16 protein-coding genes are annotated in these 24,517 nt (G+C 68.1%); 7 read left to right on the top strand and 9 right to left on the bottom strand.

Going from position 1 to position 24,517, the window contains the following annotated elements; all coding sequences use genetic code 11:
• Positions 1-83: 83 nt before the first annotated feature.
• The 6 genes from kdsA to CA833_RS10125 are packed head-to-tail and all read right to left on the bottom strand — an operon-like array spanning position 84 to position 5,790.
• Entirely contained in the window at positions 84-926 is an 843-nt protein-coding gene (gene kdsA, locus CA833_RS10100) for a 3-deoxy-8-phosphooctulonate synthase (RefSeq protein ID WP_207080041.1), read from the bottom strand.
• 18 nt (positions 927-944) lie between these two features.
• The gene (locus tag CA833_RS10105) at positions 945-1,568 is read right to left on the bottom strand and encodes a histidine phosphatase family protein (protein WP_207077942.1); all 624 of its coding nucleotides are present in this window, start codon (positions 1,566-1,568) and stop codon (positions 945-947) included.
• 1 nt (position 1,569) lies between these two features.
• Entirely contained in the window at positions 1,570-2,373 is an 804-nt protein-coding gene (locus CA833_RS10110; RefSeq protein WP_207077943.1) for a 3-deoxy-manno-octulosonate cytidylyltransferase, read from the bottom strand.
• A 19-nt stretch (positions 2,374-2,392) separates the two neighbouring features.
• Positions 2,393-2,974, bottom strand: a complete 582-nt coding sequence (locus CA833_RS10115; RefSeq protein WP_207077944.1) for a class I SAM-dependent methyltransferase — start codon at positions 2,972-2,974, stop codon at positions 2,393-2,395.
• Positions 2,975-3,013: 39 nt separating this feature from the next.
• On the bottom strand, positions 3,014-4,027 hold the full coding sequence (locus CA833_RS10120) for an SIS domain-containing protein (RefSeq protein ID WP_207077945.1): 1,014 nt from the start codon (positions 4,025-4,027) through the stop codon (positions 3,014-3,016).
• Positions 4,021-5,790 carry a hypothetical protein gene (locus tag CA833_RS10125; protein WP_207077946.1) on the bottom strand — a complete coding sequence of 590 codons (1,770 nt, stop codon included), beginning with the start codon at positions 5,788-5,790 and terminating at the stop codon, positions 4,021-4,023. The genes CA833_RS10120 and CA833_RS10125 overlap by 7 nt, the downstream gene beginning before the upstream one ends.
• A 254-nt stretch (positions 5,791-6,044) precedes the next feature.
• Between CA833_RS10125 and CA833_RS10130 the strand changes: the two genes are divergently transcribed.
• Both CA833_RS10130 and CA833_RS10135 read left to right on the top strand, forming a co-directional pair.
• Positions 6,045-8,435 carry an HAD family hydrolase gene (locus CA833_RS10130; protein ID WP_207077947.1) on the top strand — a complete coding sequence of 797 codons (2,391 nt, stop codon included), beginning with the start codon at positions 6,045-6,047 and terminating at the stop codon, positions 8,433-8,435.
• Between the two features lie 257 nt (positions 8,436-8,692).
• Positions 8,693-9,634: an IS110 family transposase gene (locus CA833_RS10135; protein WP_207077948.1), complete on the top strand. Its 942-nt coding sequence runs from the start codon at positions 8,693-8,695 to the stop codon at positions 9,632-9,634.
• A 247-nt stretch (positions 9,635-9,881) separates the two neighbouring features.
• On the opposite strand, the gene CA833_RS10140 is transcribed toward CA833_RS10135, so the two are convergent.
• On the bottom strand, positions 9,882-10,790 hold the full coding sequence (locus CA833_RS10140; protein ID WP_142635635.1) for a dihydrodipicolinate synthase family protein: 909 nt from the start codon (positions 10,788-10,790) through the stop codon (positions 9,882-9,884).
• Between the two features lie 117 nt (positions 10,791-10,907).
• Between CA833_RS10140 and CA833_RS10145 the strand changes: the two genes are divergently transcribed.
• Positions 10,908-12,131 (top strand): M24 family metallopeptidase, encoded by a 1,224-nt coding sequence (locus tag CA833_RS10145; protein WP_370584494.1) that lies wholly within the window; start codon positions 10,908-10,910, stop codon positions 12,129-12,131.
• Between the two features lie 392 nt (positions 12,132-12,523).
• Here CA833_RS10145 and CA833_RS10150 read toward each other — a convergent pair whose 3' ends face one another.
• Positions 12,524-14,284: a DUF885 family protein gene (locus CA833_RS10150; protein WP_207077950.1), complete on the bottom strand. Its 1,761-nt coding sequence runs from the start codon at positions 14,282-14,284 to the stop codon at positions 12,524-12,526.
• Between the two features lie 315 nt (positions 14,285-14,599).
• Between CA833_RS10150 and CA833_RS10155 the strand changes: the two genes are divergently transcribed.
• The 4 genes from CA833_RS10155 to nagE all read left to right on the top strand — a co-directional run bounded on the left by CA833_RS10155 (position 14,600) and on the right by nagE (position 22,812).
• On the top strand, positions 14,600-16,174 hold the full coding sequence (locus tag CA833_RS10155) for a S10 family peptidase (RefSeq protein ID WP_207077951.1): 1,575 nt from the start codon (positions 14,600-14,602) through the stop codon (positions 16,172-16,174).
• Positions 16,175-16,301: 127 nt separating this feature from the next.
• Positions 16,302-18,566, top strand: coding sequence for a family 20 glycosylhydrolase (locus CA833_RS10160; protein ID WP_207077952.1), 2,265 nt, complete (start codon positions 16,302-16,304; stop codon positions 18,564-18,566).
• Positions 18,563-21,076, top strand: coding sequence for a glucose PTS transporter subunit IIA (locus CA833_RS10165; RefSeq protein ID WP_207077953.1), 2,514 nt, complete (start codon positions 18,563-18,565; stop codon positions 21,074-21,076). The genes CA833_RS10160 and CA833_RS10165 overlap by 4 nt, the downstream gene beginning before the upstream one ends.
• Positions 21,073-22,812, top strand: coding sequence for an N-acetylglucosamine-specific PTS transporter subunit IIBC (gene nagE, locus CA833_RS10170; RefSeq protein ID WP_207077954.1), 1,740 nt, complete (start codon positions 21,073-21,075; stop codon positions 22,810-22,812). The genes CA833_RS10165 and nagE overlap by 4 nt, the downstream gene beginning before the upstream one ends.
• On the opposite strand, the gene CA833_RS10175 is transcribed toward nagE, so the two are convergent.
• Complete coding sequence (locus CA833_RS10175) at positions 22,752-24,497, bottom strand: sulfotransferase (RefSeq protein WP_207077955.1); 1,746 nt, start codon at positions 24,495-24,497, stop codon at positions 22,752-22,754. The two genes, nagE and CA833_RS10175, sit on opposite strands and share 61 nt — an antisense overlap.
• Positions 24,498-24,517: the final 20 nt, after the last annotated feature.

Raw genomic sequence — 24,517 nt, forward strand, 5'->3', positions numbered from 1 at the left:
ACGCCCTTGAAGCCCCGCCGTCGACATTGTCCATGCCTCTTTGTTATGGTTTGGCGTTCAGGCTGCAGGGCGAGGCATGAAATTCAGCCGAGGCCCTTGGCGATGGCATCGAGCGCCCGCAAGGTGCCGATGAGGTTCTTCATCTCGCCGATCGGGATCATGTTGGGCCCGTCCGAGGGGGCATTGTCCGGGTCTTCGTGAGTCTCGATGAACACTGCCGAAACCCCCACCGCACAGGCGGCGCGGGCCAGCACTGGCGCGAATTCGCGCTGTCCGCCCGAAGTCGCGCCAAGGCCGCCGGGTTGCTGGACGCTGTGGGTGGCGTCGAACATCACCGGGTAGCCGGTGCGCGCCATGATCGGCAGGCCGCGAAAGTCCGATACCAGGGTGTTGTAGCCGAAGCTGGTACCCCGGTCGCACAGGATGATCCGCTCGTTGCCGGTGCTGGCGATCTTGTCGGCGACGTTCTGCATGTCCCAGGGGGCGAGGAACTGGCCTTTCTTGACGTTAACGACGCGCCCGGTGGCGCCGGCGGCAAGCAGCAGGTCGGTCTGGCGGCAGAGGAAGGCGGGGATCTGGATCACGTCCACCACGTCCTTCACCGCCTCGCACTGCGCGGCTTCGTGGACGTCGGTGAGCACCGGGCAGCCGAAACCCTGCCTGACCGCGTCGAGCACCGCGAGCCCTTCCTCCAGTCCGACGCCGCGCGCGGTGGACAGCGAGGAGCGGTTGGCCTTGTCGAAGCTCGACTTGTAGACGAAGCGGGTGCCGGTCGGGGCGCAGGCCTCGGCGATCCGTTCGGCCATGAACAGCGCGTGGTCGCGGCCCTCGATCTGGCAAGGGCCGGCGATCAGCACGAAGGGCGCGTCGCCGCCGATCTCGATGTCGTCGCGGATGGTGAAGCTGCGGGGCGGGACAGGGGCCATGGTCATGCTGCTTTGCTGTCAGGAATGGGGGAGATCGCCGGGCGCCGTGTTCCAGCACGCGACCGCGATCCGGTCTTGGGAGAAATGCAGGACGGAAAGCGCTCCGGTATCCATCTTGGCAGCGGCTGCGGGTATGCCGAAGCCTTGCGCGATGACCCGGTAGATGCCGTTGCTGGAAACCACCAGCACGGTCTCCTCGCGGTCCAGCTGCAGGCGGGCGAGGAAGGCCTGCCACTGGGCGCGGATCTCGCCCTCTGGCGGGCTCCAGCCGAAGCCTTGCGGAAACCGGCTGTCCTGCTGCCAGCCGTCGATGGCCCTGTCGCCGTGCGCTGCGCGGATCTCGGCGTTGGAGCGGCCTTCCCAGCAGCCATAGTCGATCTCGCGCAGTTCGGGGGCGATGGTCAGCGCAGCGGCGCAGAGCCCCATGGCCTCGGCGGCGATGGCGGCGGTCTGCACCGTGCGTTGCAGCGGCCCGGCATGGATGCGTGTGGGCACCATGCCGCGCGACAGGAGGGCCTTGCCGATGGCGGCGGCCTGTGCGCGGCCCTTGCCGACCAGCGGCAGGTCGCTGCGGGCGCCGACCCAGATGACGCGGTCTTCGGGGCCGAAGGTATTGCCGTGGCGGGCGAGGATCAGCCGCATGTCAGCGCGCCAGTTCGCCTTCGCGGGCGATGATCGCCTCGACCAGCGGCACATCTTCGGGCGCATCGACCGAGGCATGGGTGCGGCCCCGGTAGTCGACCGGGACGACACGGATGGTCATGCCGTTTTCGAGCGCGCGCAATTGCTCCAGCCCCTCGGTCAGTTCGAGCGGCGAGGGCGGCAGCGCGACATAGCGGGCAAGGCTCCCGGCGGTGAAGCCGTAGAGGCCGATGTGGCGATAGACCGGCGCCATTCCCGCCGTGCGCACGAAGGGGATGATCTGCTTGGAAAAGTAGAGCGCATTGCGGTGCCGGTCGAACGTCACGGTAGTGCCGCTGGCGGGGGCGACTGCCTTGTGGGCCTTGAACGCGGCCAGTTCGTCCTTGCCGAGCGCGACCGCCGGGGTGACGATGTCGAAGTCCGGCTCGCTGTCGGCCGCGGTATCGCTGGCGCCTGCGAATTCCGCGACCATTGCCGCCAGGACCCACGGCGGCGTCAGCACCGCATCGCCCTGGAGGTTGATGAGCGCGGTCTCGGTGATGCCCGCGCTTGCCGCCGCCTCGGCCATGCGCTCGGTACCGTTGCGGCAGGTCGGCGACGTCAGCACCGCCTCGCCGCCGAACACGGCGGCGTGCTCGGCGATGCGGCGGTCCTCGGTGCAGATCACCACGCGCGAGACGCCGGGAACGGCGCTGGCGATGCGCCAGACCCGCTCCAGCATGGTCATGCCGGCAATCGCCAGCATGGGCTTTCCCGGCAGGCGGGAGGAGCCGAAGCGGGCGGGGATGACGATGGCGGCGCTCATCGACGGCGACTCCGGGGGCTCAGGGCTTGAACGCGAACCAGGTCGGGTAGCGCGAGTTCCAGCTGTCCTCGCTGCATTCGATCACGAAAAGTTCGAGGCCGTTGCGGGCGACGAAGTCGTCGACCGCGGAGACCACCAGCGGCCAGTCGGCATGGTAGTCGTCGCCGGCGATGATGCCGCCCTGCTTGAGCTTGGGGTACCATTCCCAGAAGGTCTTGCCGCCTTCCTCGCCGTTGTGGGCGTAGCCGTCGACATAGATGAAATCGAGCGAGTCCTCGCCGAACAGGTGCGAGGCCTCGTCGAAGCGCATGCGCAGGATCGAGTTGCGGTCGCGGTAGGCGTTGAGGCGCACGATCGCCTCCATGTACTGCGCGGTGCCGTGGCCGCGGTCGCCCGCCCAGGCATCGACGCTGAACAGGTAGCCGATCTGCGAACGCTCGAAGATGCGCTGCGAGAAATCGCCCGCGGCGACGCCCAGTTCGATGCCGATGCCGCCGGGGCGGATCAGCGTGGCGACGTCGTCGCGGCGGTTGAAGCCGGCGATCCTCGCCCGCAGGGTTTCGTCGATGCGGAAGCCGGTGTCTAGGATGGTAGCGATCATTTCAATTCCCCCGGTTGAAGTGGTGTCGGTTCGCGCCGGTCAGGGACGCAGCAATTCGTAGCTCTGGATCATGCCGGAAAGGCGCCCTTCGCCGTCCACGACGGGCACTACCGAAAGCGGGCGACCGGCCTCCTGCAGCAGCAGCAGGACATCGGCGACGACGCCGTCCTCGCCGATCACCACGGGGCCGGTCTTCATGACGTCGGCGGTGCGGGCGGCGTAGAGGTCGCGGCGGGCCTCGATCAGGCGGCGCACGTCGCCGTCGACGACAAGGCCGAGCAGGCGGTTGTCCTGGTCGACCACGCAGACCGCGCCCATGCACCCGGCGGAGATCACCGCGATCATCTCGGCCACGCTGGCATCGGGGGATACGGTCGGCAGGTCAGCGCCCTTGCGCATCAGGTGGCGCACCGGGATCATGTGGCGGCCGAGCAGCCCGGCGGGGTGGTGGCGCAGGAAATCCTCGCGGGTGAAGCCCCGCGCACGGCTGGCGGCGACGGCAAGGGCATCGCCGATCGCCATCTGCAGGGTCGTGCTGGAGGTGGGGGCCATGCCGATGTGGTCGGCCTCGCCCTCAAGGTCCATCAGCACGAGATGGTCGACCACTTGCGCCAGCGGCGAGCGGGCGCGGCCGATCACGCCGATCAGCGGGCACTGGCGCGCCTTGAGGATCGGCAGGATGCGCATGATCTCCTCGGTCGAACCGCTGTTGGAGAACAGCAGCACGACGTTTTCGGTCTGCACCGCGCCAAGATCGCCATGCGCGGCCTCGGCGGCATTGAGAAAGAACGCGGCGGTGCCGAGGCTGGAGAAGGTTGCCGCCACTTTTGCCGCGACCAGGCCCGACTTGCCGATGCCGAGGCAGACCACCGGCCGCTGCTGCGCGGCGAGCAGGGCGACGACGGCAGCCATGGCGGCATGATCGGCACGCAGGAAGTGGCTTAGTGCATCGCGCTCGGCGGCCAGCACCTCGCGGAACCACTGGGTGCGGGGATCCTCGTGGACAGCGGCGGTGTCCGCGCGGTCGAAGGCGGAGATGGCGGCGTTCAGCATGGCTGCGCTCCAGCCAGCGCGGCCTGAAGCTGCAGGTTTTCGCGCTGCAGGTCGGTGTTCCAGGTAGCGAGCCCGAAACGGCGCACGTCGACCTGGCGCCAGAACAGGCCGGGGTCGCGCTCCAGCAGCGGGAGCTTGGCGAGCGCATTGGCACACTGCGAGCCCATGTCGATCACTTCGGCCAGTTCGGTAAGGTAGAACGGCAACGGCCGGGCGGGATCGCCCATGTGCTCGGCGTGGGGGCTGGCAGCTGCCGCGAGGGCTACCGCGAGGCCGCGTTGCAGCGCTTCGCGGGCCGCCTCGACCTCGCCCTCGGCAATGTCCAGGCGGGCCTCGTAGAAAGCCGCGCCGACCGCCTTGGTGGCGAGGATCGGCGAGAAGCGGGCCCAGTCGGCGTCCGCCGCGGCGCGGTACCAGCGCCGGGCCGAGGCCCGGTCGCCGACGAGTTCGCAGAGGCGTCCGGCCAGGAACGCCAGCGAGATCTTCCAGCGCGCGACATGGGGCGGTACCTCCGGCCCGTTGGTCTCCGGCGCCTCGACATAGCTGGTGATGGCGTCGATCAGCGGTCCTGCCTGGCTGCCGGCGCGGGTTTCCAGCACGCGGTAGCCATAGACGGTGAGCGCCGCGCCCTGATCCGCCGAACCGGGGCGGGTGTTGCTCACGACATGTTCGGCGAGGCGGGCGAGGGTCTCGTCGTTGCGCAGCCGTTCGCCCATCTGCACCATCGGGCGGTAGAGCCAGGGATTGTCATAGGCATTGCCGAAATCGGCCAGGACCGGGATCGCGGCGTCGCTGGCACCTCCGTCAAGCGCGGCAGGGCGGTAGGCATCGCGGTGCCCGGCGCCCGCCAGGGGGTTGGCCGAGGCCAGCACCAGCAGCCAGGGGCCGGTGCTGTTGCCGCCGAGCGGGACCGGCATGAAGGCGCGCGGGCCGATCGGGTCCTGCGTGAGCAGGCCTTGTTCGTGGCGCATCTCGATGAGGAAGCGGCTGGAGAGCGCCGCGCTCAATTCCGGCCAACCCTCGGGCAGCGGTTCATGCGGCGCGGCGGCGCGGCGGATCGCGAGGATCAGCCGGCCATCGAACTTGAGCAGGTTCAGGTAGCGATCGAGCAGGGCTTCCCAGCCCGCCGCGGTGTCCGGCTGGACGGCGACCACGCTGTCGAGCGAATGCGGCGTGATCGCCGCGTATTCGCTGCCGGTCAGCACGCGTGCGGCCTGGCTCAGCGCGGCGACGATGCGGGCGCCATCGGCGGCATCGGCGCCGTCGACCAGCACGGTGTCGCCGCCGCGTACCTGATCGGCGGCCAGCACGAAGCGGGCGATCATGTCGTCGGCGTCGATGCCGGGACGGGAGAGCAGGCCGCCGCCATCGCCGCTTGCACGGCGCTCGTAGAAGCTCAGGGCCGGCAGGGCGTGGCCCGTGCGCTGGGCATAGTCGGGCAGGGTCATGTCGCCGGGATGGCGGCTCCAGCCCTCGCCCAGCACGATGCCTTCGATACGCGAACGGTTCCCGGCGGCGGCGCGCAGGACCAGCCGCTCGGCGCTGCCGAGGCTGCGCAGGCGCTCGGCAAAGGCCGCCTCGCCGCCGGCCGGCGGCCATTCGAGGTAGGCGCTGCCGGCGGCGGGAGTGTCGGCACCCAGGGCGTGGATCTCGCAGCCCAGCAGCGCCAGTTCCTGCGCCAGCCGGCCATGGGCGGCCAGGTCCAGCGCGATGCGGCAGGGGCCGAGGCGCGATACGATGGCGCTGGCGTCATGGATGCTCATGGCGGCTCGAATTCTCCCGTTGCGGATCGCCGCGCAGCAGGCGGCGATCCGCGTGAAGCGCCGCTCCGGGGAAAGGCGCGCGTTACTCGACTGGCTCAATTATAGGATAACGATCGGGCGGACGGTGGTCCGGTGCGGCAAATTTTGCCTGTGTCGTTCCGGCGGGGCCGGAGCCCCGGCAATCCCTCTATATTGAGCCAAGCCCGTGAACCGGGACCCGTTCCCGCTCCGCCAGTCCTTATCCGAGGGATGCCATGTCCAAGACTTCCATCCGCGCCGCGACCCTGCCCAAGCTTTTTGACGTCGTGCCCGGTGACCTGAACCTTCGCTATCTCTCGCTCGACTGCTTCGACACGCTGATCTGGCGCAATACCCAGTCCCCGCAGGACCTGTTTGCCGACCTGCCGGTGGCGGGCGGGGCGATGGGCCCGCGCCGCCAGGCCGAAAGCGCCGCGCGGGTCGCCGCGCCCGATCGCCATCGCCGCTTCGAGGTCACGCTCGACGAGATCCATGCCGAGCTCTCGCCGCGTGCGGGCAAGGCCGCGCAGGCCGCGATGGTGCAGGCCGAACTCGATGCCGAGGCACGCCACTGCTTCGCCTTCGAGCCCACCCGCCAGCTGATCGTCGAGGCCAAGCGGCGCGGGCTCAAGGTCATCATCGTCTCGGACACCTACCTTTCGGAAAAGCGCCTGCGCGCCCTGATCGCACAAGTCGGCGGGGCGGACCTTGCGGCGATGATCGACCGCATCTTCTGCTCGTGCGAATATGGCGTGGGCAAGCATGGCGGCCTGTTCCGCTTCGTGCTGAAGGAACTGGGGATCAAGCCCGAGCAGATGCTGCATGTCGGCGACAATTTCGTCGCCGACCTCACCTCGCCGCGCAAGCTCGGCATTCCCAGCGTCCATCTCGTGCAGTTCGACACCCAGGCCCAGCAGCGTCTGCGCATGGAAGCGGCGGCGTCGAGCATGATCGATCCCGCCACCCGCGTGACCGTGCCGGTCTATCAGCCCCACCGGGCGCAGATCGCGCTGCGGGGGGATGCCGACCCGGTCTATGCCTTCGGCCACGACGTGCTTGGCCCGATCATGCATGGTTTTGCCTCGTGGATCCGCGAGGAGGCCGAGGCGATGGAAGCGGCGAGCGGGCGGCCGGTGAAGCTGCTGTTCCTCCAGCGCGATGGCCATCTTCCCGCCAAGGCCTTTGCCGCGCTCTATCCCGACTGGGCGGACCGCGCGACCGAGGCCACCATCAGCCGCGTCATCGCGGTTGCCGCAAGCTTTGTCGACGAGGCCGCGGTGCGCCGGCACATGACGCCCTGGCTGGTGCCGCATATCCAGAAGACGCTCGACAAGGCGCGCATCTGCGCGCGCCAGTTGCTGTTCGACGAGGCGGAAACCGAAGCGTTGCTGGAGGGCGACCTTGCGGGCTTCGGCAAGCGGGTGATGCAGGCGCACAACCTCAAGAAAGTGCTCAAGCGATCGGCCGAGTTCGGCGAGCGCATGTTCCGCCACTTGCGCAGCATCGGCGTCGAGCAGGGCGACACGGTGATGCTGATCGACCTTGGCTACAACGGTTCGGTGCAGAACGCGGCCGAGGCGCGGCTGCGCAAGGGCATGAAGCTCGATGTCGCCGGCCGCTACATGCTGCTGCGCGAGACGACGCCGTCGGGGCTCGACAAGAAGGGCTACTTCGACACCCGCAACTACGACTACAACGTGCTTTCGACGGTGTTCAACTCGATCTCGGTGATCGAGCAGTTCAGCACCATGTCGGTCGGTTCGGCGCTCGACTACGCGGCGGACGGCACCCCGGTGCGCGAGGCCGCTTCGGTCCCCGCCGCCCAGAGCGACTGCCGCGAGCGCGGGCAGGCGGCCTGCGTCGACTTCATTCGCGGTGTCGGCACCGGCTTTGTCCGGCCGCCGCGCTCCGACGATAGCGACAGCCGCCGCCGTGCCGCCATGGGGGTGATGAGCCGCCTGTTGCTGATGCCGGTCGAGGCGGAAGTCGAGATGCTCAAGACCTTCAGTCACGACGCGAACTTCGGCGTCGACGACATGCTGGAGATGTCGAACCTCGAGGCGGCGCAGAAGAGCATCCGGCGCCGCGGCTTCTTCTACATGCGCAATGCCCAGCGCATGTACCTGCCGGGCGAACTCCAGCAGTTCGGCCTGCCGCTCAATCTCTCGGTCTTCGGCATCCGCCGTTTCAACCTCGAACTCGCCAAGGGCGATGTCGACATCGATGCGCTGCAACTGCCGATCCAGGTCTACGGCGGCGGTGAAAGCGCGGCCAAGACGGTCGGCGCCCACCGCACCGCCGACGGGTTCTTCCGCGCCATCGTGCCGGTGGGCATGGGCCAGTTCTCGATCGGCCTGTTCCTGGGCCGCCTGTTCCAGTTCGTGCAGTTCGAGGAGATCAGCTTGCAGCCTGCCAACAGCCTTACGGCGGAAGAGGCCACGCCGGTGGCCACGGTTACCGACGGCATGGAGGAAGTGGCCCCGGGGCTCTACCGGATCGCGGCGCCGGAAGGTTTCATGATCGTGCCTGCCGTGCCGAGCCAGGAGCAGATGCTGCTCAACCTCGTGTTCCGCCCGATCGTCACCCGCGCCGAGGCGCAGGCGGTGGAGACCCGCCAGGTCGCGTGACCTGGTGCGTTTTCCAATCAGTTGGAATCACTTGATGAATCGGAAACTGCTTGTCTTATGACATTACCGTCCGTTTGGGCCATGCTGGATTGCCCGGACCGGGGTGGCCACCCCGGTCCGGGCGGAAGGGGACGGATCGCGAAACCGCCGGTCGTTAAGGGACCGGGTTAGAGTAGGATCGCCCCTTTCTTTTCCATCAGGCCCGAACGGATACCGGGGTTTTGGACCCGGATGACAAGCATGGGACAGCGGAAAAGATGAGCGACAATCTACCACAGACAATCGGCATCGACATCTCCAAAGCGAGCCTCGATTGCCATGCCTACCCCGTCGGCGCCGAGCGCCAGTTTGCCAATACCGCCAAGGGGCACAAGGCGCTGATCGCCTGGCTGCGACAATGGCCGATCGAACGGATCGCCTACGAGGCAACCGGAACCTATCATCGCGCACTGGAGGCGGCGCTGACCAACTGGCCTTGTGTGAAGCTCAACCCTGAACGGGCCCGGCGCTTCGCCCAGGCGACTGGCACATTGGCCAAGACTGATCGCATTGACGCCATCCTGCTGGCTCGTATGGCCGCAACCTTGCAGCCAGCGGTCAGACCCGCTCGAAGCGCACAGCAGACCCAAATGGCGGAACTCATCAATGCCCGAGACGGCTTGGTTCGTGATCGCACCGCGCTCAAAAATCGTGAGAAAAATCTCACCATCGCGTTTCTCAAGCGCCAGTGTCGCCAGCGGCTCGAACAGATCGATCGACATATCGCGGCCCTCGACGCCGAGATCTCCAACCTGATCGCCGCCGATGCCGTACTCGCTCGTCGACACCAGATACTGACCAGCATCGCGGGTGTGGGAACGCTGACCGCCAACCAGCTCATCGCCACCATGCCCGAACTCGGCAGCCTTGAGAACAAGCAGGCCGCGTCCCTTGCCGGCCTTGCACCGATCGCGCGGCAATCCGGACAATGGAAAGGCAAAAGCTTCATCCGCGGCGGACGTGCCAACGTGAGGCAGGCCCTCTATATGCCGGCCCTCGTCGCCGCCCGATACAACCCTGATCTCAAGGCAAAATACCAACAACTCGTCACCGCAGGAAAGCCCGCCAAAATCGCCATCACCGCCGTCATGCGAAAACTCGTCGTGACCGCAAACGCTTTGCTCAAAGCCGATAGATGCTGGGCGCAATCTCAGGCTTGATCATCACGGATACTCTAAGGAGAGTTTGTTTGAAAAATGCCCGAATGGGCATTTTTAGCGCGGCACCAGCCCACTCCCCCACCCGACCACCCAACGAATGTACCCTAGTGGGTGGTCGGGTGGGGGAGTGGGCTGGTGCCGCCTAAATCCGCCCTCGGCGGATTTTCAGACAAACCAGGAAAAAGGCCCGCGATGCGCAGAGCATCGCGGGCCTTTCGTTATTCCGGGGTACTGCCGCCTCGTGGCATCACTCGCCGCAGGGGCGGGTCGCCTTGCAGGTCTCGACCCACTGGATCACGTCTTCGCGGCGCTTGCCCGAGAGCGGCATGCGCGGCATGCGCACGCGCTCGGTGCCGCGGCCCATGATCGTTTCGGCCAGCTTGATCGACTGCACGAGGTCATGCTCGGCATCGAGGTGGAGCAGCGGCATGAACCAGCGGTAGATCGCGCGGGCTTCCTCGATGTTGCCTTCGTTGAAGGCGGCGATCAGGCGCACCGATTCACGCGGGAAGGCGCTGGTGAGGCCCGAAACCCAGCCGCTGGCGCCCAGCATCATGCCTTCGAGGGCGACGTCGTCGAGACCGGCCATGACCGAGTAGCGATCACCGAAGCGGTTGATGAGGTCGGTGAAGCGGCGGGTATCGGGCGCGCTTTCCTTGACCGCGACGATGTTCGGCACGTCGGCCAGCGCTTCCAGTGCCTCGGCGCTGACGTTGACGCGATAGGCCGGCGGGTTGTTGTAGAGCATGATCGGCAGCGAGGTCGCCTCGGCGACGGTGCGGAAGTGGGTGACCAGTTCCTCGGTGGTGGGCACGTAGACCATCGCCGGCAGCAGCATCAGCGCGTCGACACCGATCTTCTCGGCATCCTTGGCATAGGCGACTGCGCGTTCGGTGGTGAACTCGGAAACGCCTGCCACCAGCGGCACGCGGGCGCCGACGGCTTCCACCGCACCGGCGAGGATCTTGCGCTTCTCGTCGGCTTCCAGCGAGTTGTTCTCGCCGCAGGTGCCGAGCAGGATCAGGCCGTCGACGCCGTCGTCGACCAGCGCGGTCTGCACGGCCTGGGTGGCATCGGCATCGACCGAGTAGTCCGGCGCAAACTGGGTGGTTGCTGCGGGGTAGACCCCGGTCCAGAGCGTCTTGGTCGAAGGCATCGTCGGGTGTTCCTGAAAATTGACTGGAACATTCGTATACGATATATGATAGGCCTAAGCAATGGCTTTCTGGGAGCCCCCGGAAATGCTAGCGCTCCCCATCTATCTGGACAGGAGTTGACGGTGACACAGGGTAATGCAGCCGGAGGTATCGGCGGGTCGAATGCGGCCGAGCAACTGGCGCAGATCCGCCCCTGGGCCGATCCCGCGCCGGCGATCACGCTGGACGAGCGCATGGCCCGCATCGACAAGGCTCGTCGCCTCACGCGCGACATCGGCGCCGAGGCGCTGCTCGTGACGGCGGGCGCCAGCCTCAACTATTTTGCCGGGCTCGCCTGGAGCGAATCCGAGCGTCTGGTGGCGTTGCTGCTGCCGGTGGACGGCGCGCCGATCCTGATCGCGCCGCGCTTCGAACTGGGCACGCTGGAAGCAGGGTTGCTGATCGAGGCCGACTTCCGCCTCTGGGAGGAGGATGAAAGCCCCACCGCGCTGCTCGCCGCGGCGCTGCGCGAAAAGGGCGTCTCGCGCCTCGCGATCGATCCGGCGATAAGCTACCTGTTTGTCGACCGCATCGCCCGGGACGCGCCGTCGGCCACGCTCGTCTCCGGCGCGCCGGTGATCGATGGGTGCCGCATGGTCAAGTCGGCCGCCGAACTGGCGCTGATGCAGCAGGCCAAGTCGATGACGCTGGAAGTGCACCGCCGCGCCGCCAGCATCCTGCGGCCCGGCATCCGCGCCAGCGAAGTCGCCCGGTTCATCGACGAAGCCCACCGCGCGATCGGTGCCCCCGGCGGCAATGCCTTCGTGATCGTCCAGTTCGGCCTCGCCAGCGCCTATCCGCATGGCCTGCCCGGCGACCGCGAACTGCAGGAAGGCGAGATCGTGCTGATCGATACCGGCTGCCGTGTTGCCGGTTATCACTCGGACATCACCCGTACTTACGTCTTTGGTGAGGCCAACGACGAGCAGCGGGCGATCTGGGAACTCGAACGCACCGCGCAGCAGGCCGCCTTCGACGCCGTCGAGCCGGGCAAGCCCTGCGAACTGGTCGACTACGCCGCGCGTGCGGTGCTGGAGAAGGCCGGGCTGGGGCCGGACTACAAGCTGCCCGGCCTGCCGCATCGCACCGGCCACGGCATCGGGCTGTCGATCCACGAACCGGCCTATCTGGTGCGGGGCGACAAGACGCCGCTGGCACCGGGCATGTGCTTCTCGAACGAGCCGATGATCGTCATTCCCGATCGTTTCGGGGTGCGTCTGGAGGATCACTTCTATGTGACCGACAGCGGCGCGAAGTGGTTTACCGAGCCGCAGCCGTCGATCGATAAGCCGTTCGGCTGAACGGAACGCGGCCAATCAACCAGGCAATCTTGTCATCTCCGCGCAGGCGGGGATCCCGCTGTTCTTCCGGCCTTTCTGCCTCAGGGCAAGAAAGCGGGGCCCCCGCCTGCGCGGGGGCGACGGAGTGAGTTGGTATGGGGCGGCCCGGCGTTGGATTTAGCAATCGGGTTTCGGCCGAAGGCCATTCTCTTCTCGCTGCGGCAAGTGGGCGCACAACGCTGCTGGCCCGCGTGACCTAGACGGTCTTGGGGGTGCAGGGGGGCTATGCTCCCCTGCTTTAATCTCTTAAAATATCAAGAATAAACGGAGGGGGCGGCTGTTGCCACCCCCTCCTCGCGACCCGTGGGCTCGTCGGATCCGGCGGGCGATCTTTGCCGCCCGTCTCGCGATCGTCAGGACTCCTCGTCGGGATAGGGACCCTTGCCGCCTTCGGCGATGAACTGGTCGATGCGGGCAGAGAGGATCGGCAGCGGCACCGATCCCAGGGCCAGCACGGTATCGTGGAAGGCGCGGATGTTGAACTTGGGGCCAAGCGCGGCCTCGGCCTTGCGGCGGCCCTGCATGATCGTCATTTCGCCGAGGTAGTAGGCCAGCGCCTGCCCCGGCCAGGCGATGTAGCGGTCTACCTCGGTCTCGATCTCGTGGTTGGACAGCGCGGTGTTGTCGTGCAGGTACTGCTGCGCCTGCGCGCGGCTCCAGCCATAGTGGTGGACACCGGTATCGACGACAAGGCGCGCCGCACGCCAGGCCTGGTAGCTGAGCATGCCGAACTTCTCGTAAGGCGTCTGGTAGATGCCCATGTCGGTGCCGAGGCGTTCGGTATAGAGCGCCCAGCCTTCGCCAAAGGCCGAGATGTAGGTCTCGCGGCGGAAGTCCGGCTGGTCCTTGTTCTCGGCCGCGATCGGCATCTGGAAGGCGTGGCCGGGGGCGCTTTCGTGCAGTGTCAGCGCGGGCAGCGAATAGAGCGGGCGGCTCGGCAGGTCATAGGTGTTGACGAGGTAGACGCCCGGCCCGCCGCGACCGGCGGTGTAGAACGGGGCGATGTCGTCGGGCACGGGCACGATGCCGAAGCGCTGGCGCGGCAGGTGGCCGATGAAGCGGCCGATCTTGCGGTCCACTTCCTTGGCGGTCCAGGCGGCGCGGTCGAGCAGGGCCTGCGGGGTCTTCACATAGAACTGCGGGTCGGTGCGCAGGAACTGGAGGAAGGCGGGCAGGTCGCCGTCGAACTTCGCCTCCTTCATGGTTTCCTGCATTTCCGCGCGGATCTTGGCGATTTCCGAGAGGCCGATCGCGTGGATCTGCTCCGGCGTCATGTCGGTCGTCGCGTATTCCTTGATGACCGAGCGGTAGTAGGCCTTGCCGTCGGGCAGGGTCTCGGCGGCCAGTTCCTTGCGCGCGCCGGGGATGTAGGTGGTGCGAACGAAGCGCAGCAGGTCCCTGTAGGCAGGCAGCACCGCCTCGTTGATTGCCTTGAGGCCTGCCGCGCGCAGTTCGGCCTGCGTGGCGGCGGGGATCGCGGCGGGCATCGCCTTGAAAGGTTCGAAGAATACCGTGTCCTCAGCCGCCTTGTTCGCGACCGAGGCGATGGATTCGTCACGGCCCTTCAGCGTCACTTGCGGCGCCGTGAACCCGCGTGCGAGACCCGCCTTCATGTTGGCGGTCTGATCGCGGAAGTAGCGCGGGAACTCGGTCATCAGCGCGATGTAGCGGCGGTATTCCTCCTCGGTGGAGAACGTCCGGCGGCCCATGCCGGCAAGACCGCTCCAGAAGCTGGTGTCCGAATTGACCGGCTTTTCCCACTCGTGGAACTGCTGCTGGGCGATCAGCACGTCGATCTGGTTCAGATAGACCTGCTGGTCCACGCGCACGGCTGGCGAAAGCGTGTCGGCCGGGATCGCGGCGACCTGCCGCCGTACATCCTGCCAGGTGGCGCGGCGCGCGGCCTGGGCCTTGGGGGTGACGTCGGGCAGGTGGGCGCGCAGCTTGCCCGGGCCGTCGTCGTCGCCCTGCTGCTGCTTGCGCCAGGCCCATTCCTTGTCGGTGATCGCCTTGAACTGGGCGTCCGCGCTGCCCGCCTGTGCCTGAGCGAACGCGGGCGTTGCCGCGCCGGCAAGCAGGAGGGCCGAGAAACAGCGGAAAACGACAGTGGACAAGAGCGGTCCCTTCGAACTTCGTCTATCGTATGCGGATATACGGTATTTCTTGCGGCGGCCCTGTAGCAGAAAGCGGTCCGGCGTGGGAGGGGCTAATTTGTAACGGAAGTGTCAGGCTTGTCGTTCTTGCAGCAGCCCTGTTGACCGGATGGGCGGCAGTGCTATGCCTGATGAGTATTAGATATACGATCTGCACCACTTTGATCACGACAACGGGCCGCAGCCAGATCGTCATCGCCGCCGGAGCAGGGAAAAGCGTTCCCGGCGGCTTGCGGGCGTTCGAAGGGCGTGCGGCACTACAGGGGACACTGCCGCATGCGCCGCTTTCTGACCGTTCTAGCCGTATCGTCGGCACTCGTCTTCACGCCGGCCATGGCGCAGGATCACGCCGGCAAGGCTGATGCGCAGGATGCTGCCAAGGCCGATGCCGGCAAGCCCGACAAGGTCGACAAGGTCGAGGCCAGCGCGGTCGAGGATGCCCAGCCGCGCAAGGACAGCGTGACCACCGCGCGCGGCCAGAAGATCGCCTATACCGCCACCCCCGGCCACCTGACCCTGCGCGACGACGACGGCGAGGCGATCGCCAGCCTGTTCTACGTCGCCTATACCGCCGACAACCTCGGGTCGAAGGCCAGGCGTCCGGTGACCTTCCTGTTCAACGGAGGGCCCGGCTCGTCGACGATGTGGCTGCACATGGGCAGCTGGGGGCCGGTGCGTGTCGATACGCCGGCGCCGACCGCCTATGCGCCTGCACCTTTCGCCATCGGCAAGAACCCGCTGACGATGCTCGACATCTCGGACCTTGTCTTCATCGATGCGCTGGGCACCGGCTTGTCGCGTCCGCTCGGCAAGCACCAGGCGAGCGAGTTCTGGGGCGTCGACAACGACCTCAAGACCTTCACCCAGGGCATCGTGCGCTACCTGTCGATCAACGACCGCTGGAACTCGCCCAAGTTCGTCTACGGCGAAAGCTATGGCACGCTGCGTGCGGCGGGGCTGGCGCTGTCGTTGCAGAAGGCGGGGGTGCAGCCCAACGGCATCATCCTCCAGTCCTCGATCCTCAATTACGGCGCCCGCCAGGTCGGCTTCGACATCGACGAAGTGCGCATGCTGCCGAGCTACGCGGCGACCGCGTGGTATCACCATCGCCTTGCAAACAGGCCCGCCGCGCTCGAACCCTTCCTCACCGAAGTGCGCCGCTTTGCCACCGGGCCTTATCTCAATGCGCTGGTGCAGGGCTTCAACCTGCCGGCCGACCAGCGTCAGGCGATTGCCGGGCAGCTTTCCGCCTATACCGGCATTGCGCCGCAGGTGCTGCTGGCGGGCAACTTGCGTATCGATCTCAACCGTTACCGCAAGGAACTGCTGCGCGATTCCGCCGAGACCATCGGCCGTCTCGACTCCCGCTTCATGGGGCCTGAATCGGAAGTGCTGGGCGACCGGCCCGAGTACGACGCCACCGATACCTCGATGACCGGGCCTTACGTTGCCGCGCTCAACAGCTACCTGTTCGGCACGCTGGGCTACAAGACCCAGCTCTATTACCGCCCGAACTACTATTCGGGCATGCTGCGCGGCTGGGACCAGAGCCACGTGGCCGATGACGGGCGCAAGCAGGCACTGGCGGCGACCAGCCTCGATCTGGCGGCGGCGATGCGGCAGAATCCGCATCTCAAGGTGCTGGCGATGAACGGTTACTACGACCTGGCGACGCCGTTCTTCGGGGCCGAGTGGGACCTCGCCCACATGTCGATCCCCGAGGGACTGAAGCGCAACATCACCTACACCTATTACGAGTCTGGCCACATGATCTACATCGACCCGCCGTCGATGAAAAAGATGAAGGACGATCTCGATGCCTTCTACGCCGCAGCACAGAGCGGCGACTGATCGACGGATCGGGTGAGCGCGAAGGGGCCGGAAGTGCGGACTACCGGCCCCTGCTCACAGCGGTCGTGTCGGGGGCGCACAATCCGAAACGAAAGTTTCGTATCCAGCATTCAGCGGATAGACTGACATGATGCGCTCATTCGTCCTCGCCGCCGCTGTCGTTTTCGGGCTCGCTTGCGGGCCCGTTTCCGGGGAGGCCGAGGCGGCCTCTCCGCCCTTGCTTCCGCTTCCGGCGAAAGTCGAGCCGCAGCAGGGGCGGTTCGATTTCCGCCATGCCCGCATTGCGGCGACAGACAGCGGCGAACGGGCGGCCGCGAGCCGGCTGGCAGACCTCCTCCGCCAGACCGGCGCGCCGCAGCTGGCCGCCTCGTCCGGGGGGCGCATCCGCTTTCGCCGCGATGCTGCGGTCGCGGGCGCGGAAGCCTATCGGCTGACGGTGACGCCCGGTGCCGTCACCATCGAGGCCGGCACCGATGCCGGCCTGTTCTACGGTGCGGAAACGCTCTGGCAGCTGATTGCCGCCTCCAAGGACGGCACGATCGCGGCCATGGTCATCAACGATGCCCCGGCCTTTGCCTGGCGCGGGCTGATGCTCGATTCCGCGCGCCACTTCCAGTCGGCAGCCTTCGTGAAGGCCTTGATCGACCGCATGGCGGCGGACAAGCTCAACGTGCTGCATTGGCACCTGACCGATGATCAGGGTTGGCGCATCCCGATCGACAGGTATCCGCGCCTGATCGCGGTCGGTGCCTGGCGCCGTCCGGCCGGGGCTGCCGGAACCGACGCGCAGGGTCATCCCGTGCGTTACGGAGGTTTCTACACCAAGGCCGAGATCCGCGAGATCGTGGCCTATGCGGCCGAGCGCCACGTGACCATCGTGCCCGAGATCGAGATGCCGGGCCACGCAACGGCGGCCATTGCGGCCTATCCCATGCTCGCCGCCGCAGCCGATCCGGCGAAAGTGCCGGGCGCCGACTGGGGCGTCTACGAGAACCTGTTCAACACCGAGGAGGCGACCTTCGCTTTCCTGGAAGACGTGCTGGACGAGGTGATCGACCTGTTCCCTTCCACCTATATCCATGTCGGCGGCGACGAGGCGGTGAAGGCGCAGTGGATCGCCGATCCGCGCGCGCAGGCCCGGATCAAGGCGCTTGGCCTCAGGAACGAGGGCGAGCTGCAAGGCTGGTTCATCGCCCGCATCGGCGATTACCTTGCCGCCAGGGGCCGCAAGATCGTCGGCTGGGACGAGATCCTCGAAGGCCACGTGCCGCCTTCGGCCACGGTCATGTCGTGGCACGGCATCGAGGGCGGCATCGTCGCTGCCAAGGCCGGGCACGACGCGGTGCTTTCGCCCTCGCCGGACTTCTATCTCGATCACATGCAGTCGATGTCCGCCGACGAGCCGTCAGGCCGGGGCGAGGTGATCGACTGGAAGCGCTTCTACGAGACGCCGGTTCTGCCGCAGGGGCTGAGCGACGGCGAGCGCGCGCATATCCTCGGCGTCCAGGCGAACCTCTGGACCGAACACATGCGCACGGGCGAGATCATGGAGCGGCAGATGTGGCCGCGCGCCGCCATGCTCGCCGAAATCGCCTGGACCGCGCCGGAGCGCCGGCAGTGGGATGAGTTCGCCGCGCGCCTGCCGGCCGAACTGGCGCGCGAGAAGGCCATGGGCATCGGCTATGACCGTACGCCGCTTGAGGCGCTGGGCACGTTCACGGCGGCCGGCGACAGGATCGCGGCCAGCCTGGAACAGCCGGTGAAGGCGGGCACGCTGCACTACACCACCGACGGCAGCGCGCCGCTGGCCAGTTCACCCGCTTATGCGGCGCCGCTGACGCTCGCACCCGGGACCGTGCTGCGCACCCGCAGCTTCCTCGGCACCGAGCCGTTCGGCGAGGAGAAAGGCTGGACGCTTTCCGCCGCCATGACCCGCACGCGCCGAGCCTCGCAGCTGGAACTCTGTTCGCGCGCGGTGCCGCTGCGCCCGGAAGACGATGCGCCGGCGCAGGGCAAGCGGGCGGTGTTCTGGGGCGATATTTTCCATCCTTGCTGGATCTGGCGCGGCGCTCCGCTCGCCGGGATCGCGGGGTTGACCGCGGAAGTCGGGCAAGTGCCGTTCAACTACCAGATCGGCGCGGACCTGGCGAAACTGGTGTTCGACAAGCCCGGGACCCGGGCTGGCGAACTGCTGGTCCGGCTGGACAAGGCCGATGGCCCGATCGTGGCCCGCGTGCCGCTGGGCGAGGCGGCCGGCAATCCGGGTGTCCGCACGCTCACGGCTGCCCTTCCGGTGCAGGCGGGCCCGCACGATCTCTATTTCAGCTTTGCGCAGCCCGGCCCTGATCCGCTGTGGATGCTGGACCGCCTGACGCTGGACCCCGCACGATGACCTTGACGATTGCCAGCCCGCTGAGCGGCTGGGCCACCCCGCTTTGCGAAGTGCCCGATCCCGTTTTTGCGCAAGGCATGATGGGCCCGGGCATCGCCGTCGATCCTGCCGATGGGCGGCTTGTCTCGCCGGGGGCGGGACGGGTGGTTTCGGTCCATCCCGCGGGGCACGCCGTGACGCTGGAACTTGACGCCGGGCCGGTGCTGCTGATGCACGTCGGGCTCGATACCGTCGGCCTTGGCGGCGCGGGTTTCGCACCGGAAGTCATGGAAGGCGAGCGGGTCGAGGCAGGGCAGGTGCTGATCCTATTCGATCTTGACCGGCTTGCCCGCACCGCACGCAGCCTCTTGACGCCGGTGATCGTCACCAATGGCGAGGCCTTTGCCGTTGTCGGCGGGCAGACGGACCGGGAGATCGCGGCGGGCGCGGCGCTGATGACGCTGGAACCCTGCGGGATGGCCGCGGCGGCAGGCGCGAAGGAGGCGGCGCCGCTGACCAGCCGTTCGCTGCTGCTGCCGCTGGCGCACGGCCTCCATGCCCGGCCGGCCGCGCGGCTGGCCAGCCTGGCGGGCACGTTCCCCGGCATCCTCGAAATCGTCGCCGCCGATGGCCGCGTGGCTTCGGCGCGCAGCGCGGTTGCCATGCTGGCGCTGGGGCTCGGCCACGGCGAGACATTGACCTTGCGGGGAAGCGACATCACGGCCATCGATGCCCTCGCCGAACTGATCGAGAGCGGCATGGGCGAACATCGCCCGGTCGTGGTTGGCGAACCGGCAGTGCGCGGGGGACCGTCCGCGCTGGCCCCGCCGCTCCCGCTGGGCGAAGGCGAGGCGCTGGCGGCGGTCACGGCTGTCCCCGGAGCGGCGATCGGCCCGGCGGTCTGGCTGCTCGATCCGCTTGCATCGCTTCCGGAAACGGCGGGCACGCGCGAGGCGGAAACGGCTGCGCTGGACGGTGCTATCGCCCAAATCCGTGCCAGCCTTGAAAGCGCGGCCGAGGGTGACGGGCAGGCCGCGCAGATTGCCGCTGCGCATCTGGTCCTGCTCGATGATCCCGAACTTCTGGCAGCCGCGCGCGGCGGCATCGCCGCGGGCCAGCCGGCGGGCAGGGCGTGGATCGCCGGGGTAGAGGGTTTCATCGCCCAGTTGCGCCTCTCCCCCGATCCGCGCCTGCGCGAGCGGGTGGACGATCTGGCCGACCTCGCCCGCCGCGTCGCCCTGGCAAGCGGCGGGATCGACGAGACCCCGCCGCCGTTGCCGCCCGGCGCGATCCTGCTGGCGGACGATCTCTATCCCTCGCAGCTGATGGCCTTGGCCGATGGCGGCCTTGGCGGCGTGGTCACCGTCGAGGGCGGCGCCACCTCGCATGTCGCGATCATCGCTGCGGGATTGGGCCTGCCGATGCTGGTGGCGGCGGGCGAGCGGCTGAAGTCGATCCCGCAAGGCGCGGCGCTGCTGCTCGAAAAGGGCGCGCTGACCCATGCGCCCGCAGCGGGTGTCCTGGCCGCGGCACGGGCCCGCATCGAAGGCGCGCAGTCCCGCCGCCGCGCCGCCGCGGCCCATGCGCACGAGCCTGCGATGACCCGCGACGGTGTCCGGATCGAGGTCTTCGCCAATCTCGCTTCCGCCGCCGATGCCGGTGCGGCGGTCGCTGCCGGTGCCGAGGGCTGCGGGCTGCTGCGCAGCGAATTCCTGTTCCTCGATCGCGCCGAGGCCCCTTCGCTTGCCGAGCAGCGTGAGGTCTATTCCGCGATCTCCGCCGCGCTGGAAGGGCGCCCGCTGATCGTGCGCACGCTCGACATCGGCGCCGACAAGCCCGCGCCCTACCTGCCGATGGGCGGCGAGGAAAACCCGGCGCTGGGCCTGCGCGGTATCCGCCTGCAACTGGCAGCGCCCGACCTGCTCGACGTGCAACTGCGCGCGCTTGTCACCATGGAGGCGCAAGGCTCGGTGCAGATCATGCTGCCGATGGTGAGCGAGATCGCCGAATTGCGCGCGGCGCGGGCCGCGCTGGAGCGGATCGCTGCGGAAGAGGAGCGTCCGTGCCCGCCGCTCGGGATCATGGTCGAAACCCCCGCCGCCGCCCTGCACGCCGGGGTGCTGGCGGCGGAGGCCGACTTCTTCTCGGTCGGCAGCAACGATCTGGCCCAGTACACGCTGGCACGCGACCGCACCAATCCGCATGTCGCGGCGGGGCTCGACGCGCTGCACCCGGCGATCCTGCAACTGATCGAGATCGCGCAGATCGGCGCCAGCCGCCATGGTCGCCTTGTCGGCCTGTGCGGCGGGCTTGGTGCGGATCCGGAGGCGATTCCGCTGCTGATCGGCCTCGGCGTGCGTGAACTTTCGGTTTCGGCGGGCTCGGTTGCGGAGACCAAGGCGTGCGTTCGGAGCCTCACACTGGAGCAATGCGGCCTCATGGCGGAGGCCGCGCTGGCTTTGCCTGACGCCGCCGCCGTGCGCGCCCTGGTACGCGCGGAACTCGGCAAGATCGTGGAGGAAGTGGCATGACGCTCTCGCTGCAATCGCTCCAGCCGCTGGGCCGTGCGCTGATGCTGCCGATCGCGGTGCTGCCGATCGCCGGTCTGCTGCTGCGGCTCGGCCAGCCGGACCTGCTCGACCTGCCGTTCGTGGCCGCGGCAGGGGCGGCGATCTTCGACAATCTTGGACTGCTCTTCGCGCTCGGCATTGCGGTCGGCATCGCCCGCGATGCCAATGGCGCGGCGGGGCTGGCGGGGCTGGTCTGCTTCCTGGTCGCCAGCAAGGGCGCCGAAACCTTGCTGGTGGTGCCGCATGACGTGGCCGCCGGGCTCGCCGCGGATGCCTGGCGGGCCAAGGCCATCGCCAAGCTGGCGGTCCCGATCGGCATCGTCTCCGGGCTTACCGCAGGCGCCTTCTACAACCGCTATGCCGCGATCCGCCTGCCCGAATACCTCGCCTTTTTCGGCGGCCGCCGCTTCGTGCCGATCCTCTCGGGGCTGGCCGGGCTGTTGCTGGCGGCCGTGGTCGGATACGGTTTTGCGCCGATCACCGGCGGCATGGACATGGTCAGTGGCGGCGTTGTCCATGCAGGCGTGCTGGGGCTGTTTGCCTATGGCGTGCTCAACCGCATGCTGATCGTCACCGGCCTGCACCACGTGATCAACAACGTGGCCTGGTTCATCATCGGCGATTTCCACGGCACCACCGGTGATCTCAACCGCTTTTTCGCGGGCGATCCCGCGGCCGGCAGCTTCATGTCGGGCTTTTTCCCGGTGATGATGTTCGGCCTGCCCGCCGCCTGCCTTGCGATGTACCACGCGGCGCGGCCCGAGCGGCGCAAGGCGGTGGGCGGCATGTTCCTGTCGATGGCGCTGACCGCCTTCCTGACCGGCGTGACCGAGCCGATCGAGTTCACCTTCATGTTCCTCGCCCCGCTGCTCTATGCGATGCACACGGTGATGACCGGCGTGGCCATGGCGCTGATGGACCTGCTCGGCGTCAAGCTCGGCTTCGGCTTCTCGGCGGGGCTGCTCGACTATGTGCTGAACTACTCCAAGGCCACCCATCCGCTGTTGCTGCTGCCGGTGGGGGCGGCCTATGCGCTGCTCTATTACGCTTCGTTCCGCTGGGCGATCGTGCGCTTCGACATCAGGACACCGGGGCGCGAGGACGAGCCGGTGGGCGAGGATCCGGGGGCGATCGCCCCTGCCGAGGGCGCGCGCGGGGCGGCCTTCGTGGCGGCGCTGGGCGGCAAGGGCAACCTCGCCGAGATCGGCGCCTGCACCACCCGCCTGCGCCTGCGCCTGCATGACAGCGATGCCGTGGACGAGCCGCGCCTCAGGGCACTTGGCGCGCGCGGGCTGATCCGCCCGGCGCCGGGCGCGCTGCAGGTCGTGGTCGGCCCGATCGCCGACGACGTGGCAAGCGAGATGCGCGAGGCGGCAGGGCCGCTGCGGGGAGCTACCGAGGCGGCTGCGGCGGAGGGCAAGTCGGCGGGGGCAGCGGCGGCGGCAGCGGCAGCGGCGCCGACGGCCGCAATCGATGCCGCGCCCTGGCTGGCGGCGCTGGGCGGCAAGGGCAATGTCACGGCGGCAGGCGCGGCTTCAAGCCGGGTCTGGATCGACCTCGCCGACGCGGCAGCGATCGACGAGGCCGCGTTGAAGAGGCTTGGCGCGCGCATGGTGCTGCACGGGGCCAGCGGTGTTCAGTTGATCGTCGGTCCCTTGGCGCCGGAACTGGCTACGGGGCTGTCGGAGGCGGCATAACCGCCGCGTTCGATAGCCTCGGTAAGCACGGCGAGCACCGGGGCGAGTTCCTTGGCATACCCTTTCCAGCGTCCGATCGAGCGGCGGTTGAGCGGCTCGCGCACGGGCGCATGGCTGGGCGTCGGCGCATGGCGGGGCAGGGTGTGGAAGGCCAGTTGCCGTGGTTCGGCATCCAGCCCGAGCCAGGCCATCAGGTCCGCGGTTTCCTCTTCCTGGTCGGCGACAAACCGCTCGTAACGCAGTTCGTGCGCGGGCACCGGCAGTTCCTCCAGCCAGTGCTCGGTCAGTGCGTCCATGCGGGCATAGTGGAGCGCGAGGTCCTCGAGCCGGTAGCCGCAGGCGAAGCCGTGGGTGAAATCGTGGCTCATCGCCGAGACCATCACGTCGCGCGGATCGCGGCGCACGGCGATCACCGGTGACTGCGGGAAGGCCAGTTGCAGCAGCGGCAGGTAGAGCGCGTTGAGCGGCAGCTTGTCGGTGAAGAAGTCCGCGCCCTCTTCGAGAAGGCCGTAGCGTTCGGCGCGGGCGAGGTAATGATCGCGCAGGAGCGTGCCCAGCGTGTCGCGCAGGGCCTCGCTCACGCCATCGGGATCGCGCGGGAAGGCGCCCTGGGTGCGTGCATGGGCCTGTTCCGCCAGTTCGCGCCCGAACGGCAGCTCGCCGCCCGCGCGCACGCGCGAATGGCTCGCCAGTACCTGTTCGATGAGGCTCGTGCCCGAGCGCGGGAAGCCGAGGATAAACACCGGTTGCGGCACGCCCTTGCGGCGCTCGGCAGGCAGGAATTGGGCAAAGCGGTCGGCGGTGAAGACGTCCTGCCACTGCCGCACCAGTTCGCCCACCGCGCGGGCCGGATAGCTGCGGCTGGCGGCCCGTGCGAGCGCGGCCTTGCCGGCGGTGAAGTCATCCCAGGCCTCAGTCTTGCGGCCGGCCCGGTCGCGCAGGCGGCCGCGCAGCAGCAGGGCGGCGCCCGAAGGCGGGGTTTCCGCCTCCAGCATGGCGAGCCCCATGGGCCATTCCTCGGTCCGCGACAGCAGGGTGACGCGCTGCAGGGTGACATCGCTGCCCTGGCGCAGCGCGAGCGCCTCGGCGCGGGACAGCACGGCACAGGCCCGCTCGAACCGGCCGGCCTGTTCCTCCAGCTCGGCCAGCCAGGCCAGCGGGGGCAGGGCGTCGGGCATGGCACGAACCGCTTCGGCCAGCAGCGGGGCGGCTTCCTCCAGGCGTCCCTGCCGCTGGAGATTGCGGCCGAGATTGGCAAGCAGTTGCGGATGGGGGCCGACGATACGGATCGCGGCCTGCAGATGCTCGGCACCTTCGACCAGTTCCTCGCGCTCGCTCAGCATGGTGCCGAGGCGCATCTGGGCGTCGGGATTGCCGGGCTGGTCGGCGATGGTCCGGCGCAAGACCGCTTCCGCGTCGTGAAGGCGGCCGGTATCGTGCAGCCATTCGGCGAGGTCGTTGCGCGGCCACGTGCGCTCGGGCGCGAGAACCGCCGCCTCGCGCAGCAGGTTTTCATAGCGCTCGCCCGCGCCGCGGGCCTTGGCGGCGAGAGCCAGCACCTCGATCGCATCCAGCGCGAGCGCGGGTTCGGCGCGCGCGGCGAGCGCCAGGGCTTCGGCGCGCGCGACATCGCCCGAGGAAAGCGCCTCACGCGCGGCGGAAATGGTCTGCAAATCGGCGGCCATGCAAGTGCTTAGAGAGGCTT

The organism is Novosphingobium sp. KA1 (assembly GCF_017309955.1).
GTDB lineage: Bacteria > Pseudomonadota > Alphaproteobacteria > Sphingomonadales > Sphingomonadaceae > Novosphingobium.